Source organism: Actinoplanes sp. NBC_00393, from assembly GCF_036053395.1.
Classification (GTDB): Bacteria; Actinomycetota; Actinomycetes; order Mycobacteriales; family Micromonosporaceae; genus Actinoplanes.
On record NZ_CP107942.1, the window covers coordinates 6,306,862 to 6,324,473 of the forward strand.

Below are 17,612 nucleotides of genomic sequence, written 5' to 3' on the forward strand. Positions count from 1 at the left end.
GGTAGGCCCCTTTCAGGCCGCCTTCACCGCTGCGGCGAGGTTGGCCGGCACGTCACCGGCGTGGTACGGCCATTCGGCCGGCTCAATGTTCGCGACGAACCCGGCGTAGGCGACCGCCCCGCGCAGCGCCGCCACCGGTCGCAGCAGGTCGACCGCCCGTTGCGGATCGCTGCCCGGCGCGGATGCCCGCCACCGGTCCGCCCAGGCCCGCAGATCGCCCCCGAGCCGCAGGATGTCGAAGGCCGGGTTGCCGACGCCCGAGTCGCCCCAGTCCACGATCACCAGGGATTCGGCGCCGTCGGTCCGCACGTTGCCCGGATGCAGATCCCCGTGGATCAGCGTGTCCGGCAGGCCGCACGCCGCCACCTCGGCGAACCGCGCCGGCAGCCCGTCGATCAGTTCGGCGAGCCCGGGAATGTCGTCGAGGTACGGAGCCGCCACCGCCGCGAACCGTTCCGGGTTCAGCCGGTGGTCCGGCACCCCGGCCGCGAGCAGTTCCCCTACCCGCCCGGCGAAATGCTCCTGCACCGGGTGGAACGCCGCCGCCACCTCGGCGCACAGCTCCGGACCGGCCTCGTAGCGGTCCTCGCCCGGCACGTGCGCCAGCAGCATCCGGCCCTCGTCGCCGGCCGCCAGCACGTACGGGACCAGGCCCGGCGACACCGCGTCGACCAGGCCGAGCACCACGGGCTCGTGCCGGAAGAACGCCGGGACCTGCTTGAGCCAGGCCGCCGGCGTCCCGTCCGGCAGGTCGAACCGCCAGATCGCCGACAGGTTCCAGGTGCGCTGCTGACGGGCGACGGTCCCGGTCAGCCCGATCCGGTCGAGCGCGCCGGCCGCCCACGCCACCGACGCGGCCGGCCCGCCGATCTCGGCGTAGGGCGCCCGCTTCGGATGCGGCGCCAGGTCCACGTCGACCGGCAGCAGCCCGGCCGGCCGTTCCGAGGCCTCGGCGAGGTAGGTGACGTGCCCGCCGGGCGGATGCTCCCGGTCGGCGTGCAGCAGGCGGAGCACGGGATAACCGAACTCCGCGACCTCCTGCCACCAGGGTGTGGCGACCGGGAACGGCGGCAGGGCCCCGAGCAGCGTGCCCGAAGGATCGACCAGGACCAGCGAGACGGTACGAGTCACCGTCGCATTCTCGCCCATAGATGATCGCGGTCGGCACGGCCCAGCAGACGCAGCCGGGCCATCCCGCCGTCCGGGAAGACGTCCAGCCGGGCGTGGGTCACCTCCGGGCCTTTGCGCAGCCGGAACCGGTGCGGGGTGTCCGGGCGCAACGCGGTCCTCGGCAGCAGCTCGACCTGGTCGCCCTCGGCGGTGATCCCGGTGAGCGCGGCCCAGCCGGGCGCGTTGCCCTTGAAGTGGCTGGTGTCCAGGTCGGCGAAGCGCAGCCGGGCCGGGGCGGCGAGCTGCACCAGCACCCAGTCGTTGCCGTCGTCGCGCCGCCGGGAGGTCTCCCAGCCGTCGCCCATGTTGCGGGCCCGGCCGGGCATCAGCATCCGCTGCGGGTTGCCGTAGAACATGTTGCTGCAGTCGACGACGGTGGCGCCGTATTCCGCCGCGGCCACGTCGAAGACCTTCGGCAGCAGCGCCGGGTCGGGGACCACCTCGCCGTGGACCCGCAGCCGGGCCACCCCGCCGTCCGGGAAGATCCGCAGCCGCACGTGGGTCCAGCGGCGGCGGTCGGCGACCGGGAACAGGTTCCTGCTGTCGCCCTTCAGCGACGAGCGCGGCACGATCTCGGCCCACTCGGCGGCGGCCAGTTCGTCCGGCCCCGGGTAGCCGGGGACCGCGACGGCCTCCGCAGATGCGTACGGAGGGTAGTTGCCGGTGAAGAACGCTGTGTCGATATCCACGCCGTGGATCACGCCGGCCGCGCCGAGCCGCACGATCGCGAAGTCGTGCCCGGCCGCCCGGCGGCGGCGCGTCTCCCAGCCGTCGTAGACCTGTCCCTTGTGGTCGAAAGTCTTCGGCGCATGCCCCGGCGGATCCGGCAGGACCAGGTGATCCGCGGCGGCGAAGAACTCGTCGTTGGCCGAGACGACGCCACCGCCGAACGCCCGCGACGCCAGGTCGGGCAGCGTGGTGAAGTCCTCCATCAGTTCTCCCCTCGGATCAGGAACCTGCCGCGAGCCTCAGCGCCGGTCACTTTCTGCCCGCGCAGCCAGGTGGTGCCGACCACACCCCGCAACACCTTTCCCGCGTACGGGGTGACCGGATTGCGGTGATGCAAAGTGTGCGGATCGACCGTGAACTCCTCATCCGGCTCGAAGGCCACCAGGTCGGCGTCGGCGCCCACCGCGATCCGCCCCTTCTGCCGCAGCCCCACCAGGTCGGCGGGGCGGCGTGCCATCCAGTCGACCACGTCGGCGAGGGTGTGTCCGCGTTCCGCGGCGGCGGTCCAGATCACCGGGAGGCCGAGCTGCACCGAGGCGATCCCGCCCCAGGCCGCCGCGAAATCACCGGTCTCCTGGCGCTTCAGGTCGGGCGTGCAGGGCGAGTGGTCGCTGACGACACAGGTGATCAGGCCGTCGGCCAGGGCGGCCCAGAGCAGGTCGGCGTTGGCGGCGTCCCGGATCGGCGGACAGCACTTGAACTCGGTGGCGCCGTCCGGGATCGCAGCCGCGTCCAGGGTCAGATAGTGGGGGCAGGTTTCGGCGGTCACGCGTACGCCATCGGCTCTTGCCTGAGCGATCAACGGCAGCGCGGAAGCCGCGGAGAGATGCAGGATGTGCACCCGCCGGCCCGCATCGCGGGCGACCGCGATCGCGGTGGCCACCGCGGCATGCTCGGCGTCAGCCGGTCTCGAGGCCAGAAAGTCGGCGTACGCGGCCGAGCTCGCCGCCGCGTGCAGGTGGTACGGATCCTCGGCGTGCACCACGAACAAGGCGTCCACCGCCTGCATCGCCTCGGCCAACTGTGCCGCGTCGACCGGCGGGAACTCCGGCACCCCCGAGTCGGCGAGGAACGCCTTGAAGCCGTAGACCCCGGCGCCGTGCAGGTCGGGCAGCTCGCCCGCGTTGCCGGGGATCGCGCCGCCCCAGAACCCGACGTCCACATGGCACTGGCCGGCGGCGGCCTTCTGCTTGATCGCCAGCGCGTCGGTGTTCACCGTGGGCGGCAGGCTGTTCAGCGGCATGTCGACGATCGCGGTGACCCCGCCGGCCGCCGCCGCCCGGGTCGCGGTGGCGAAACCCTCCCACTCGGTGCGCCCCGGCTCGTTGACGTGCACGTGCGTGTCCACCAGGCCGGGCAGCAGCGCGGTGTCGCCGAGATCCACCACTTCGGCAGCCTCGATCCGGGCGTCGTAGCCGTGGACCGCGACGATCCGTCCGCCCTCGACAGCGACCGCGGCCGCCCGCTCACCCTCCGGCGTGATCGCACGCCGGGACCGCACCACCAGATCAACCATGGGCCGCCGCCGACCGCCCACCCACGGGCGTCACCGCACCGCGGGCCCGCCCCACCAGATCAACCATGGGCCGACCCTATCCGTGGTTTGTTTCACCGGATGCTCATCCGCCCGGTCGGGGATATCGCTACCGCGAGTAACGGAGTAGCCTCCCGCTCCATGGTGCGACGGTGGAGGCTGGCGGCGTTGACGGCCGCCTGCGGTGTGCTCATCGCCTCGGTCAAGGTCGGCGACGGTTCACCCGGTGCGGCGGCTTTCGTGCTGCTCATCTTCCTGGGCCTGGCCGTGGCAGTGTCACCGCAGGTCTTTCCACGTTCCACGAGCGCCGCCGAGGCCCGCGCGGACGGCCGCCCGGTGATCTACTGGCGGCCCGGCTGCCCCTTCTGCATCCGCATGCGGGCGCGCCTCGGCCCGGACGCCGCCCGCCTGCACTGGGTCGACATCTGGCACGACCCGGAGGGCGCCGCCGCAGTCCGAGAAATCACCGGCGGTGACGAGACGGTGCCTACTGTGGTGCTGGGCGGGCAGGCCTACGTCAACCCGGACCCGAGCTGGGTCCGCGACCAGATCGCGCCCGCCCAGACCTGAGCCCTTCCTCACCGCAGCCGCAGCGCCTGCCGCCGCTGCGGCTGCCGCCCTTTCTGCCCACCCTTTTCTGCCGACCGCCGCGCGCTGCCGACCGCCGCACGCTGCCGACCGCCGCACGCTGCCGACCGCCGCACGCTGCCGACCGCCGCGGCGGGCTGCCGCGGCTCTATTCGCTGGCGCGGGCTGTGTGGTGGTGCCGGTGGGTCCAGCCGACGAAGCGGTCGAAGAGTTCCGCCGGCGTGCGCCGGGGCAGATCGAGCATGGCCAGATCGAGGTTGCCCCACATGTACATGGCCAGCGAAACCCGGTCGGCGTCGTTGCCGGTCAGGCTGGCCTGCGCCGGAGCGCACGGCCAGGCGGCGCCACAGGCCCGGCAGTGCCAGGACGGCCGCTGCCAGCTGTGTTCGAGCGCCGCGGCGCCCCGCTTCCACGGCGTGAACGAGATGTACCGCACTACGTTGCCTCCATGACCGGTCGCGCGCCCGCCAGGTAGTACCCGCGGGGGACGCCTAAGGTTCGATCGGATCAAAGCCGGATTCGGCGGCCGGCCCGATTTCCTGCGCCGCACCGTCGCGGATGACATAGGCGTAGTTGTGCCGGGTCGCCGCCGCGAACCGGTCCCACACGTCAGTCCCCCATTCCTGCGGCGGCAACTCGTCGAACGTGTAGTAGTCCGGCCGGGTCACCAACCGGACCACGTGGACGGCATTGTCACGGACCTCGATCCGCCAGACGTCGTCCTCCTCGTCACCCTCGGCGTCGATCACCCCGTTCACCACGTGGTCGAAGGTGAAATGCCGGAACGCCTCCGGGTACACCCGGCCGGGCACCGGTTCGGCGAGCTCAGCCGCGACCGTGGCGCCCGGTTTCAGGAAGGTGTCGATCACATACGCCATCCACAGCTCGGCGTAGTAGAACTTCTCCTCCTCGTCCCAGGCCAGAGTCTTCCCGGCCGGGTCCGGCACCCACTGGCACCAGTAGCCGGGCAGACCGGGCTGCGGCTCGCTGTCGTTAACCACGTCGGACTCGTCGGCGCCGTCGACCACGTAGAGCCCGGTCGCCCGGTGCGAATGCCGGACCCGGGAGAACCGGTCAAGATACTCGATTTCGTACGCGTTGAGCGGCGGATCAACGCTCACCTGTCCGGTGAAGAAGGTGTTGTAGCCCACCGCGGCATGGTGCCGCATCGATGCGCTCTCCGCTGCCCCGTGTCGTGCTTCAGGCCAATGCGGTGAGCTGCTCGCGGGTGAACCCGGCGTCGGTCAGGGCGCCGCAGTCGAGACCGCGGAGCAGGTAGCCGGCGAGCGCGCGGGCGGTGGCCGGCTCGTCGGCGATGCCGCTGTCCTGCCGGTCCAGGTAGCGGTGCAGTCGCTCGACGGCGGCGTCCCGGCCGTCGCGGAAGAATTCGTAGGTGGCGGCGTACCGGCTGGGCAGCTGTGCGGGGTGCAGATCCCAGCCCTGGTAGAAGCCGCGTTCCAGGGAGCGGCGGACCAGCCGGTGGTGCAGCTCCCAGGCGGCACGGACCTGTTCCGAGGAGCCCACCGGGAGGATGTTCGTGGAGCCGTCGGAGAGGCGCACACCCGTCTGTGCGGCAGCGGCCTGCATCACGGCCTTGGCGTAGTCGGCCACCGGATGCTCCATCGACTGGTAGGCCGCGGCCACCCCGGCGGCCGCGCTGTAGTCGTAGGTGCCGTAGTGCAACCCCGTGCACCGGCCATCGACTGCCGTGATGAGCCGGGCAACGGTGGCGGTCCCGTCGGCGGCCAGCACCGCGGACGGCAGCTCGATCTGGATCTCGAAGGTCAGGGTTCCGGCGCTCAACCCGTACGCATGCTCGAGTTTCTCGCAGAGGGTGACCATCGTGGCGACCTGATCGGTACCGCTGACCTTGGGCAGAGTGATGGTGAAGAGGTCCTGGTAGGTCTCGAGGAAGAGATCCAGGGTGCGCAGCGAGCGGCGGCGGGTGGCGGCTTCGAGGGATTTGATCCGGATGCCGAGGAACGGCGGTTTCGGGCCGGCGGCCAGGATCGCGGCCGCCTTCTCGACCGCCGCGTCCTCCTGGTCGTCGTCGCGCACGCCGTAGCCGTCCTCGAAGTCGACCCGCAGGTCCTCGATCGGCTCACGCTCCAGCTTGGCCCGCACCGACGGGTCCGGCCAGGGGAAATCGTGCTCGTCCATCGCCTGCAGGGCGGTCGCGCCCCAGTCCCGAAAGCCGTCGAGCCGGTCGGCGGGCACGTAGACGGTGTGCACGGGTTGCCGCCCGGCGCGCTCCCCCGGGTAACGGGCCCGGAGGAACGCGTCGTGGGCAGCGAGGCGCCCGTCGATCTCGGTGTAGTCATGATCGGACAGGCGCATTCTCAGGTCTCCGGAGATCAGTCGATGGAGTCGTAAGCGGCACTGGTCAGGAAGTCGGCGAAGTCGTCGGCGAGGGCGACCCGCTCGAACAGCTTGCGGGCGTCGTCGTAGCGCCCAGCGGTCCACGCCTCGTCACCGACCGTCTCGCGGATCTTGGCGAGTTCCTCGTCCTCGATCCGGCCGACCAACTCGGCGGTGATCGGGGTGCCGTCCTCGAGCTTCACGCCGTTGTGGATCCACTGCCAGACCTGCGAACGGGAGATCTCGGCGGTGGCCGCGTCCTCCATCAGGTTGTGAATCGCCACCGCACCGTTGCCGCGCAGCCAGGCCTCCAGGTACTGAAGGGCCACGTTGACGTTGTTGTGCAGACCGGCCCGGGTGACGCCGCCGCCGGTGCCGGCCACGTTGAGCAGGTCCGCGGCGTCGACGGCGACGTCGGGACGCAACTTGCCGAGCTGGTTCGGCTTGTCGCCGAGCACCCGGTCGAAGATCTCCTTGCAGACCGGGACCAGGTCGGGGTGCGCCACCCAGGAGCCGTCGAAGCCGTCGCCGGCCTCGCGCTCCTTGTCCTCACGGACCTTGGTGAGCGCGACCTTGTTGACTTCTTCGTCGCGCCGGCTCGGGATGAACGCGGCCATGCCGCCCATCGCGAACGCGCCCCGCCGGTGGCAGGTGGAGACGAGCAACTCGGTGTACGCCCGCATGAACGGCGCCGTCATCGTCACCGCGGCCCGGTCGGGAAGGATCATGTTCGGGTTGTCGCGGAAGTACTTGATGATGCTGAACAGGTAGTCCCAGCGGCCGGCGTTGAGTCCGGAGATGTGCGGGCGCAACGCGTACAGAATCTCCTCCATCTCGAACGCGGCCGGGATGGTCTCGATCAGCACCGTGGCCCGGATGGTGCCGACCGGGATGCCTCGCTGCTCCTGCGCGTACGTGAAGACGTCGTTCCACAGCTCAGCCTCTTTGTGGGACTCCATCTTGGGCAGGTAGAAGTACGGACCGCTCCCCCGCTCCAGCAACTCGGCGGCGTTGTGGAAGAAGTAGAGACCGAAATCGACCAGCGCGCCGACAGCCGGCTCGCCGTCCACCGGCAGGTGCCGCTCGTCCAGGTGCCAGCCGCGCGGGCGCATCACAATAGTCGGGTACGGCCCGCCCTTGAGCTCGTACTTCTTGGCCGGAGTCTCCAGCGAGATGGTCCGCCGGATCGCGTCGTAGAGGTTCTGCTGGCCGTCGACCACGTTCGACCAGTGCGGGGTGTTCGCGTCCTCCAGGTCGGCCAACCACACCTTGGCGCCGGAGTTGAGCGCGTTGATCGTCATCTTCCGCTCGGTCGGGCCGGTGATCTCGACGCGGCGGTCCTGCAGGTCGGCAGGGGCCGGCGGGGCGGACCACTCGGCGGCGCGGATGTCCGCGGTCTCGGCGAGGAAGCCGAGGCCGGCCCCCGCGGCGATCTCCGCGCGGCGGGCAGCGCGAGCCTCGAGCAGCTCGTTACGGCGCGCCCGGAATCGCCGGTTCAGGTCGGCGACGAACGCCACCGCCTCGTCGGACAGGATCTCGGTCATCGTTGACGGTTCCTCTCGGTGTGGTTACTCCCCCGTACCGTAATCGAGCATTATTCATGGTCTCTGCCTCCGGTCTACCACCTGGAGACTGTGGCTTTCTTCTCTATCTATGTCTCTGTTCTACGTCGCCTGCATGAGGCGCCGGTGTGCCCGCCGGGCCTCCGCGGTGAGCACGTCGGCGTCGGCATGCACCAGCTCGCCGCGCTCGACCACCGGCCGGCCGCCGACCAGCGCCAGCTCGACCCGGGCCGGTGGGCCGAAGACCAGAGCGGCGACCTTGTCGTCGATGCCGTCGTGACCGAGCCCGTCCAGCCGCCACAGCACCAGGTCGGCCAGCTTGCCCACCTCGAGCGAGCCGAGATCGTCCTGCCGCCCCAGGCAGCGGGCCCCACCGATGGTGCCGAGCCGCAGCGCCGCACGGGCGTCCATCGCCTTCGGGCCACCGCGCAAGCGCGCGGTGTAGAGCGCCTGCCGCAGCTCAGCACCGAGATGCGAGACCTCCTGCGAGGCCGACCCATCGACACCGAGACCGACGGGTACGCCGTGATCGAGCAATTCCCGCACCCGGGCGACCCCGGCCCCGAGCCGCGCGTTCGAGCTCGGACAGTGCGCGACGCCGGTGCCGGTCGCGCCGAGCCGCGCGATCGCCGAGTCGTCCAGGTGCACACCGTGCGCCAGCCAGACGTCGTCGCCCAGCCAGCCGACGCGCTCCGCATACTCCACCGGCGTGCAGCCGAACTGCTTGCGGCAGAACTCCTCCTCGTCGTCGGTCTCGGCGAGGTGGGTGTGCAACCGGACGCCCTTGCGACGGGCCAGGACAGCGGCCTCCTCCATGAGCCGGGTGGTGACCGAGAACGGCGAACAGGGCGCCACCGCGATCTGCAACATCGCGTCCGGCGACGGATCGTGCCAGCGGTCGATCGCCGCCTCGGTGGCCGCCAGCGCCTCGTCAGTTTCCTCGACGACGTGGTCCGGTGGGAGGCCACCGTCCTTGCGGCTCAGGTCCATCGAGCCACGGGTCGGGTGGAACCGCAGCCCGATCCGGCGGGCCGCCTCGATCTCGGCCGCCAGCACGTCGCCGCCGTCCCGGGGGAAGACGTAGTGGTGATCCATCGACGTGGTGCACCCGGACAGCGCCAGCCAGCCCAGGCCGGCGCCGGCCGCCGCGCCGACGATCTCCGCGTCGAGCCGGCCCCAGATCGGGTAGAGCGTGGTCAGCCAGCCGAACAGGGTCTCGTCGAGGGCGAGGCCGCGGGTGGCCCACTGATAAAGGTGGTGATGGGTGTTCACCAGTCCCGGAGTGACCAGGCAGCCCGACCCGTCGAATCTCTGCCCGGGAACATCGGATCTTCCGGTGCCGACAGCGGCGATCCGGCCGTCGTCGCCGACCACGACATGGCCATCGGTGTACTCCGTGCCCTCGCCGTCGACCGTGGCGATCGCAGCGTTCTCGATGATGATCACAGCCACCACTCCGCCAGGGCCGGGGGCGCGTCATCGCGGGTCACGGTGCCTTCGATCAACCCGTACGGCCGGTCGCCGGCGATGAACACCTCGTTGTCGTTGGCCAGGTCGAACCGGGAGAGATCGACCAGGTAGTGATGCTTGTTCGGCAGGGCCAGCCGCACCTCGGCAATCTCCGGGCGGGCGGTCAGGACCTCGTTTCCCATCGCGTACAGGGTCTGCTGCAGCGAATAGCTGTAGGTGCCGACGAACGCCCTCACCAGCGCGTCCAGCGCTCCCGTGAACGACTTGCCCCAATCGGTGTCGTCGCCGAGGTGCCGCCAGCGCGCGTCGACCGCGGTGGCCAGGATCCGGTCGGTGGCCGGCGGCAACGTCGTGAACCTGTCCTCGACGAAGCCGTGGAACTCGGAATCCGTCGAGTTCAGCAGCACCAGCCCGGTGACGCCGGAGACCACCTGAACGGCATCCGCGGTCACCGTCACCACGGTCGTCCTCGTGTGGTCGCCGCGTTTCTGGAACGAGTGCGGGCCGAGCCGGTCCCACGCGAACGACTCGATCGAGATCTTCGCGGTGTGCACCTGCTCCTGGGTCGCGACGAAGTGCCGGCCCAGGAGCAGCGCGAACGCCTCCGGCTCACCGACACCGTGCTCCTTGGCGAACGCGTAGACCGTGTTCTTCATCGTGTCGGTCGGCAGGACACCGGAGTTGTCGCCGGTCAGGTGGGTCGCGGCCAGGTCACCGGAGAGGGCGACGCTGACGTTGAGATCCACCAGAGCGTGCGTGTCACCGTCGCGGGACACCCGGACCAGCCGGGTCTCCGCCTTGCCGTAACGGTTCGGTCCGAGCACGATCGCCACGGCTCAGCTCCCTCGGTAGGTGGTGTAGCCGTACCGGCTGAGCAGCAGCGGCACGTGATAATGCCGGTCCGGGTCGTGCACGTGGAAGGCGACCGTGATCTCCGGGAAGAAGCAGTCACCGCCCAGGTAGGGCTCCACGTAGAAGAAGAGGCGGTAGCCGCCGGCCTGCCAGTCGTGCATCGGCACCCGGTAGCGCAGGCGGCCGTCGTCGTCGGTGCGCCCCTCGTCGACGGTGCGCCAGCCGTCCGAGTCGCGCCGCTCCAGCCGCACGTAGACGTCGCGGGCCGGATCGCCGGTCACGGTGTCCAGGATGTGTGTCGAGATCCGGGCGTGGACCTCGGCCGCGGTGCCGTCATCAGAGGGCATCAAGCACCCGCTCCAGCCGGAGCCGCGCGATCTTGCGCAGCTCGTCCCGGACGATCGCCCGCTCGGTCTCCTCGCCGTTGCCGAGACGCTCGCGTGCCGCGGCCAGGATCTCCGGCTGGCTCCGGCCGCTCGCGAAGATCAGGAAGACGTGGTCGAACCGAGCCTCGTACGCCCGGTTGGCCTCGATCAGGGCGGCCCTGGTGACGTCGTCAGCGGTCTGCGCCGCGGCTGACTGCTCGGTCCGGGACCAGGACGCCTCCTTCGAATCCCCGGCGGCCCGCTCGCCGATCCGCGGGTGCGCGGACAGGGCGCCCAGCACATCCGGCCAGCTCAGCGCGCTCGCGGCGGCATCGGCCGCGGCGAGCAGCCCGGCCCGGTCCGGATACGGCCGCTTGGCGATGATCTCGGCGCCCCAGGACGGCGCGGCCAGGCAGGCGAGCAGGTCCTTCTCCAGGCGCTCGGCGGGCAGCCCGTTGAAGGTCTCCACAGCGCTCACTCGTCACCTCCTTCACGATCTTGATCAGTCAAGCAGGATCGGTCCGTCGGATGCAGCGGCGGACCGAAGAATTAACACGGCCACCCTGCCACGAATCCCGGCCCGAAACATCGCCGGTCGCTCAGGCTGTGGACAACGGCGATGCGGTTCGGCGGGGCTGTGGACAACGCGCGGAGTTGTCGTACGCATGGGCCAGACTGGGCCCGTGCTGATCCCTGCCGACGCGTTGCCCGACCTTCCGGTCCGTCCTGTGCTGCCCGAGGTGGCCGGCACGCTGGCCGAGGCGGGAGCGGCCGTGCTGGTGGCGCCGCCGGGCACCGGCAAGACGACGCTGGTCCCACTGGCGCTCGCCGAGCCGGGCGGGCGCGTGATCGTCGCCGAGCCGCGCCGGGTCGCCGCACGGGCCGCGGCCCGCCGGATGGCCGCCCTGCTCGGCGAGAAGGTCGGCGCCCGGGTGGGCTATGCGGTTCGTGGCGACCGGCAGGTGTCCCGGGAGACCGTGGTCGAGGTGGTGACCACCGGCCTGCTGGTCCGCCGTCTGCAGAGCGATCCTGAGCTGGCCGGCACCACCACGGTCGTGCTCGACGAGTGCCACGAGCGGCATCTCGACTCCGATCTGGCGCTGGCGTTCCTGGTCGAGGTCCGCGCCGCGCTCCGGCCGGAGCTGCGGTTGCTCGCCACCTCGGCCACCGCCGACTCGGATCGGCTGGCCGCCGTCCTGGGCGGGGCGCCGGTGCTCACCGCCCACGCCCGCACCCATCCGGTGGAGGTGATCTGGGCACCACCGTCCGGACCGATCGCTCCCCCGCTCGGTCTGCGGGTCGATCCGCGGCTGCTCGACCACGTCGCGGCCACCACCCGCCGGGCGCTCGCCGAGGACGACGGCGACGTGCTGGTCTTCCTGCCCGGCGCCCGGGAGATCGACACTGTCGCCCGGCGGCTGGGCGGGGTGGACGCCGAGGTGCTCACCCTGCACGGCCGGCAGTCCGGCGCGACCCAGGACGCGGCCCTGCGCGCCGGGCCGCGGCGCCGGGTGGTGCTGGCGACGGCGGTCGCCGAGAGCAGCCTGACCGTGCCCGGAGTGCGCGCGGTGGTCGACGCGGGCCTCAGCCGGGTGCCGCGGATGGACCATGCCCGTGGTCTCGGCGCCCTGGCCACCGTGCCGGTCTCCCGGTCCTCTGCTGAGCAGCGCGCCGGACGGGCCGGGCGGGAAGCGCCCGGCCGGGTCTATCGCTGCTGGTCACCCGCGCTGCACGACCGGCTGCCCGCGCAGCCCGAGCCGGAGATCGCGGCTGCCGACCTCACCGGCTTCGTGCTGGACCTGGCGTTGTGGGGCCATCCGGACGGCAGTGGGCTCGCCCTCCCCGACCCACCACCGGCCGGGGCGCTGCGGGCCGCCACCGCGACGCTGCACGATCTCGGCGCCGTCGACGCGGACGGCCGGGTCACGCCACGCGGCCGGGCCCTGGCCGGCGCCGGCCTGCACCCACGCCTGGCCCGCGCCCTGCTGGACGGCGCGGCCGTCATCGGGCCACGCCGGGCTGCCGAGATCGTCGCGGTCCTGGACGACGACCGTTCCGCCGCGGGCGACGTGACAGCCGCCTGGCGCCGCGCCCGCAGCGACAACGACCAGGCCTGGCGTGCTGAGGTCCGCCGGCTCCTCGCCGCAGTGGACCGCGGCCGGCAACCAGACACCGACGCAGCAGGACCGACCGGCGAGACAGGCCCAACCGGCAAGGCGGCTCGGCTGCCGGATGACCTTGCGGCTGGGCTGGTGGTCGGGCTGGCCTTTCCCGAGCGCGTGGCACGGGTTCGGGAGCCGGGCGGGCGGGCCTATCTCATGGCCGGTGGGACCGCTGCAGCGCTGCCGGACGGCAGCCCGCTCGCCGGTGTGCCGTGGCTGGCGGTGGCCGGGGCCGATCGCACGGCCGGCTCGCGGACCGCGCGGATCCGCAGCGCCGCGCCGCTCGACGAGCCCACCGCCCTCGAGGTCGCTGCCACGCTGCTCACCGATGCCACCGAGATCGGCTGGACCGACGGTGACGTGGTGGCCCGGCAGGTGCGACGGCTCGGCGCGATCACGCTGGCCTCGGTCCGGCTCGCCGACCCCGATCCGGCCCTGATCCGGGACGCCCTGGTCACCGGCGTGCGGGAGTCCGGCCTAGGCCTGCTCACCTGGACCCGCAACGCCGAGGAGCTGCGCAACCGGCTGGCCTTCGCCCATGCCGCGCTCGGCGAGCCCTGGCCGGACGTCTCCGACGCTGCCCTCCTGGAGACCCTGCCGGACTGGCTCGACCTCGGTTCCGCCCGCCGCCGCGCTGACCTGGCAAAACTCGATGTCGCCGCCGGGCTGCGCCGGCTGCTGCCGTGGTCGGTGGCGGGCCGGCTGGACGAGATCGCTCCCGAGCGGCTGCCGGTGCCGAGCGGGTCGCAGATCCGCGTCGACTACACCGATCCGGCGGCGCCGGTGCTCGCGGTCAAGGTGCAGGAGGCGTTCGGTTGGCGGGTGGCGCCCCGCCTGGCCGACGGGCGGGTGCCGGTCCTGCTGCACCTGCTCTCCCCAGCCGGGCGGCCGGTTGCGGTCACCCGGGACCTGGCCTCCTTCTGGGTGCAGGGCTATCCGCAGGTGCGGGCCGAGATGCGCGGGCGGTATCCGCGCCACCCCTGGCCGGAGGACCCGACCACCGCGGTACCCACTCGGCGGGCTAACCCACGCTCCAGATGACCTGGAGACTTCGGTGCCGGGGTCTCGCCGGCGCGGCCGGCAGGGCATCGGAACCGCACCGCGGTGGGTGGATCGGAGACCGCGCAGGTCCGGGGACGGGCTGGGGAGGCGTCATTCGAGGGACCCCTTCCCGTAAGCGTTCACACCCGCTCCGGATGTAGTCACACCCGCAGCGGGTGTGGTGGCATCCGAGAATCACGGGCACTTCGCAGCGGATGACGTGCGGGAGCGTGGTGGATCGGGAGACGTGGTGGATCGGGAGACGTGGTGGATCGGGTGACCCAGGGCGCTCCCGATCAACCGCGCTGCGCCGACGTCGTCGGACAGGAACGACGGCGGCGGGAACTGGGCTCCGGCAGGGTGCTGATCAGCTGTTCAGTCTGCTGAGTGGTACTGGGGCGCCGAACAGGTAGCCCTGGCCGAGAGGGCAGCCCAGCCCGGCCAGCGCCTGCGAGCGTTCCGGTGTCTCCAGGCCTTCGGCCACCACGGTGATGCCGAGTTCGGCGCAGATCGCCAGCACCGAGCGGCAGAGTGCGCCGGCCCGGTTCGGTTCGCCGCTCATGTCGGTCAGCGTGGAGTCGAGCTTGACGATGTCGACCGGGATGGAGTGCAGCTGCGCCAGGGCGTTGTAGCCGCTGCCGAAGTCGTCCAGGGCGACGCGTACGCCGAGGTCCCGCAACCGGGCGACGACGGCGGCCGCGCGTGGCAGGTCGGGGATCCGCAGCGTTTCGGTGATCTCGATGATCAGCCGGCCCGCCGGTACGCCGTGCCGTTCCAGGGCCGCCGTCACCGCTTCCTCGAGGCCCTCCTGGCCGAGCCGCCCGGCGGAGACGTTGACGTGCAGGTCGATCGGGCGGCCGAAACGCTCGGCCAGGGCGGCGGCGTCGGCGCAGGCGCGGTCCAGTACGAAGTCGTCGATCGCGGCGACCAGGCCGGTGCGTTCGGCCATGGTGACGAAGACGTCAGGGTGGACCCGGCCGGCCACCGGGTCGGTCCAGCGGGCGAGCGCCTCGACGGCGACCGTCGCGCTGTCGGTGAGCCGCACGATCGGCTGGTAGTGCACCTCGAAACCGGCGGCGGCCGGGCTGCCGCCCTCGGCGAGAGCACCGGCCAGCAGTTGGGGCAGGTCGGCGTTCGGGACGGTGTCGCGGGGGCCGCTATACCGGACGAGTGCGCCCTTGCCGTGGCGTTTCACCGCGTACATGGCGGCATCGGCGCGGCGCAGCAGGATGTCGGCGGAGAGCTGGTCGCCCGGTTCGGCGGTGACCAGGCCGATGCTGACGCCGACGCCGACCGAGCGGCCGTCGATCACATACGGCTCGCGGAGCGCGGCCAGAACACGCTGCCCGATCGCCTCGGCCTCGGCAGCAGCAGACGAGCCGGCTACAGACGAACCATCAGAGCCAGCAGCGGCCGCAGCAGCAGGCGAAGCGGAGCCAGCAGAGGCAGACGAGACAGAGGCCGCAGCAGCAGGCGAAGCGGAGGCCGCAGCAGCAGGCGAGGCGGAGGCAGCAGCGGCAGGCGAAGCGGAGGCGGCGGAGGAAGGCGAGGCGGGTGAGGCGGCGAAGGCGGAGTCAGCGGCCCGGCGTGGAGTCCAGTCAGCAGCGGGGCTCACCCGTACCCCCGCCGCGGACAACACATAGCGACGCCCACCGAGACGCTGCCTGATGACCGTGCGCAACCGGCCGGCAGGCGGCCGCGGCAGCGGCGCCGGCTCGCCGCCCTGGTCCAGGACCACGGCGAATTCGTCGCCGCCGAGCCGGGCCACCAGGTCGGTGGAACGCACGCAGGCGCGCATCCGCTCACCCACGGCGTGCAGCACCCGGTCGCCCATGGCGTGCCCGAAGGTGTCGTTGATCAGCTTGAAGTCGTCCAGGTCGGCGAAGAGCACGGCGACCGGCGCCTGCCGGCTCTCGTGCGCCTCCACCGCGAGCACCAGCCGCTCCCGGAACAGCGCGCGGTTGGGCAGGCCGGTGAGGGAGTCGTGGTACGCCTGGTGGTGCAACCGCTGCTGCGTCTCGGCGACCCGGTCCAGCAGCACGGTGTTGTCCATGATCGTCAGCATCTGGCGGGTGACGACCAGGGCCAGGCCGAGCCAGCCGAGGTACGCCTGGAACGGCGTCAACGGATCCCCGGCGACCGTACGCGCCGCCAGCACCACCCCGGCCACCAGCACCGGACCGTACGGGATGAGCAGGTGGAACCAGTCCCGTTCGAGAAGCGCCGTGACCGGCCGGTCCGGGTTGGCCCGGTTCGGGCTGAGTGCCGCCACCGCGACGAACACCGGTCCGAGCAGGTATCCCGCGGTCTCCAGCCAGACCGGCCCGGTGCTCAGCAGCCGGACCGTGTCGGCGGTGCCGAACGCGAGCAGGGCCGCGCCGATCAGCCGGAGCGGGCGCCGCCCGGCCGGCGAGTCGGGCCGGGTGGTGAGCAGCAGGCCGACCATGGTGAGCAGCACCAGGTCGGCGATCGGGTACGCGAGCAGGCCCGTTTCCAGACTGTCGGGCACCGGGTCGCCGGGAATCACCGACCAGATCAGCGCCAGCACCGAGCCGGTGATGAGCACGCTGTCGAGGACCAGGGCCACCTGGTCGCGCCGCGGTGAGGTGGGCACCGGCCGCGGACGGGTGTGTGTCGCGGCGAGCAGGCCGAACAGCATGCACGCGGGCAGCACGAGGAAACCGATGTCGGTGAGCGGACCGGGCAGGCTCCGCTCGTGGCCGGCCAGTGCCTGGACCACCAGGCCGAGCCGGGTCAGCGACCAGACGAGCAGGCCGGCGGCGGCGAGGAACCGCCAGTACCGCCGGACGCCGGCCCGGTGCCGTGCGGCCACGAAGCATACGCCCGCGGCGAGCAGCCCGGCGACCAGTTGCACCGCGTCGCTGTAGAGGCGCGAGGCGCCGGGCGCGAGTTCGCCGAGGGCGACCACCACCAGGACGAGCGCCAAGGTGCCGAGCAACCGCACCGTCGTGATCACCACCAGTTGTTCCGAGCCACGATGGTCGCGGCCGGAGTAACCTACCTGCTTCAGTCTCCGGCGGTCACGTCGGCGATGATCACGGTGACGTTGTCCGGGCCGCCGCCGCGCAGAGCCAGGTCGACCAGGCGTTCCGCGCAGGCCTTCGGGTCCGGGATGCTGCGCATCTCCTGCTCGAGCACCGGGTCGGGGACCACACCGGTGAGGCCGTCGCTGCACAGCAGCCAGCGGTCGTTGAGCACCGGTTCGACGATCACGTACGCCGGGCTGACCGGCTCGCCCTGCAGGACCCGGGTGACGACCGCCCGGCGTGGGTGGCCGGCCGCCTCTTCCGGCTTGAGCAGGCCCTGGTCGATCAGCATCTGGACGTACGTGTCGTCCTTGGTGAGCTGGTTGAGCCGCCCGTCGCGCAGCAGGTACGCCCGGGAGTCCCCGACGTGTGCCATCGCTGCCCGCTCGCCGTTGAAGAGCACCGCGGTCAGCGTGGTGCCCATGCCGGCCAGCGAGGGGTCGGCCGCGACGCACTCGGCGATCCGCCCGTTGGCCACTTCGAGCGCCTTGTGCAGCGCGTCCATCTGGTGCTCGGTGTCGATCGGGACGTCGAGCGAGACCATGGCTTCGATGGCGACCCGGCTGGCCAGGTCGCCGGCTGCCATCCCGCCCATGCCGTCCGCGACGACGATGAGCCGGTCACCGGCGTAGTGACAGTCCTCGTTGTTGCTCCGGACGTGTCCCTGATCGGTGACGCCCGCCCACCGGAGGTGCAAGGTCATGGCGTGCAGCCTGCCAGGTCGATGCTCGGCT

The 17,612-nt window shown here is 71.9% G+C and carries 14 protein-coding genes and 1 pseudogene; 2 read left to right on the forward strand and 13 right to left on the reverse strand.

Annotated elements, in window-relative coordinates; genetic code table 11:
• Positions 1-12: 12 nt before the first annotated feature.
• Genes OHA21_RS29375 through allB form a run of 3 tightly spaced genes read right to left on the reverse strand, consistent with a single transcriptional unit; the run spans position 13 to position 3,415 of the window.
• Positions 13-1,131, reverse strand: coding sequence for a phosphotransferase (locus OHA21_RS29375; RefSeq protein ID WP_328460278.1), 1,119 nt, complete (start codon positions 1,129-1,131; stop codon positions 13-15).
• Positions 1,128-2,102, reverse strand: coding sequence for an allantoicase (gene alc / locus OHA21_RS29380; protein WP_328460280.1), 975 nt, complete (start codon positions 2,100-2,102; stop codon positions 1,128-1,130). The genes OHA21_RS29375 and alc overlap by 4 nt, the downstream gene beginning before the upstream one ends.
• Positions 2,102-3,415, reverse strand: a complete 1,314-nt coding sequence (gene allB, locus OHA21_RS29385) for an allantoinase AllB (protein ID WP_328460282.1) — start codon at positions 3,413-3,415, stop codon at positions 2,102-2,104. The genes alc and allB overlap by 1 nt, the downstream gene beginning before the upstream one ends.
• A gap of 159 nt (positions 3,416-3,574) precedes the next feature.
• Between allB and OHA21_RS29390 the strand changes: the two genes are divergently transcribed.
• Positions 3,575-4,003 (forward strand): glutaredoxin domain-containing protein, encoded by a 429-nt coding sequence (locus OHA21_RS29390; RefSeq protein WP_328460284.1) that lies wholly within the window; start codon positions 3,575-3,577, stop codon positions 4,001-4,003.
• 166 nt (positions 4,004-4,169) lie between these two features.
• Here OHA21_RS29390 and OHA21_RS29395 read toward each other — a convergent pair whose 3' ends face one another.
• The 8 genes and pseudogenes from OHA21_RS29395 to uraD form a co-directional block, all read right to left on the reverse strand.
• The gene (locus OHA21_RS29395; RefSeq protein ID WP_328460286.1) at positions 4,170-4,457 is read right to left on the reverse strand and encodes a hypothetical protein; all 288 of its coding nucleotides are present in this window, start codon (positions 4,455-4,457) and stop codon (positions 4,170-4,172) included.
• A 55-nt stretch (positions 4,458-4,512) separates the two neighbouring features.
• Positions 4,513-5,172, reverse strand: coding sequence for a hypothetical protein (locus OHA21_RS29400; protein ID WP_328460288.1), 660 nt, complete (start codon positions 5,170-5,172; stop codon positions 4,513-4,515).
• A 49-nt stretch (positions 5,173-5,221) separates the two neighbouring features.
• The gene (locus OHA21_RS29405; RefSeq protein ID WP_328460291.1) at positions 5,222-6,358 is read right to left on the reverse strand and encodes a DUF6986 family protein; all 1,137 of its coding nucleotides are present in this window, start codon (positions 6,356-6,358) and stop codon (positions 5,222-5,224) included.
• Between the two features lie 17 nt (positions 6,359-6,375).
• Positions 6,376-7,926: pseudogene (gene aceB / locus OHA21_RS29410) on the reverse strand (malate synthase A); the annotation flags it as partial.
• A 117-nt stretch (positions 7,927-8,043) separates the two neighbouring features.
• Positions 8,044-9,387, reverse strand: a complete 1,344-nt coding sequence (locus tag OHA21_RS29415) for an 8-oxoguanine deaminase (protein WP_328460293.1) — start codon at positions 9,385-9,387, stop codon at positions 8,044-8,046.
• Positions 9,384-10,244 carry a factor-independent urate hydroxylase gene (gene pucL / locus OHA21_RS29420; RefSeq protein WP_328460295.1) on the reverse strand — a complete coding sequence of 287 codons (861 nt, stop codon included), beginning with the start codon at positions 10,242-10,244 and terminating at the stop codon, positions 9,384-9,386. The genes OHA21_RS29415 and pucL overlap by 4 nt, the downstream gene beginning before the upstream one ends.
• 3 nt (positions 10,245-10,247) lie before the next feature.
• Complete coding sequence (gene uraH / locus OHA21_RS29425) at positions 10,248-10,610, reverse strand: hydroxyisourate hydrolase (RefSeq protein ID WP_328460297.1); 363 nt, start codon at positions 10,608-10,610, stop codon at positions 10,248-10,250.
• Positions 10,600-11,106, reverse strand: coding sequence for a 2-oxo-4-hydroxy-4-carboxy-5-ureidoimidazoline decarboxylase (uraD, locus tag OHA21_RS29430; protein WP_328460299.1), 507 nt, complete (start codon positions 11,104-11,106; stop codon positions 10,600-10,602). Before uraD ends, uraH begins: the two co-directional genes overlap by 11 nt.
• Before the next feature lie 211 nt (positions 11,107-11,317).
• On the opposite strand from uraD, the gene hrpB reads away from it, so the two are divergent.
• On the forward strand, positions 11,318-13,831 hold the full coding sequence (hrpB, locus tag OHA21_RS29435) for an ATP-dependent helicase HrpB (protein ID WP_328478603.1): 2,514 nt from the start codon (positions 11,318-11,320) through the stop codon (positions 13,829-13,831).
• Positions 13,832-14,198: 367 nt separating this feature from the next.
• Here the strand turns inward: hrpB and OHA21_RS29440 are convergent, their stop codons facing one another.
• Both OHA21_RS29440 and OHA21_RS29445 read right to left on the reverse strand, forming a co-directional pair.
• Complete coding sequence (locus tag OHA21_RS29440) at positions 14,199-16,664, reverse strand: putative bifunctional diguanylate cyclase/phosphodiesterase (protein WP_328460301.1); 2,466 nt, start codon at positions 16,662-16,664, stop codon at positions 14,199-14,201.
• Between the two features lie 194 nt (positions 16,665-16,858).
• Positions 16,859-17,581: a PP2C family protein-serine/threonine phosphatase gene (locus OHA21_RS29445; RefSeq protein ID WP_328460303.1), complete on the reverse strand. Its 723-nt coding sequence runs from the start codon at positions 17,579-17,581 to the stop codon at positions 16,859-16,861.
• Positions 17,582-17,612: the final 31 nt, after the last annotated feature.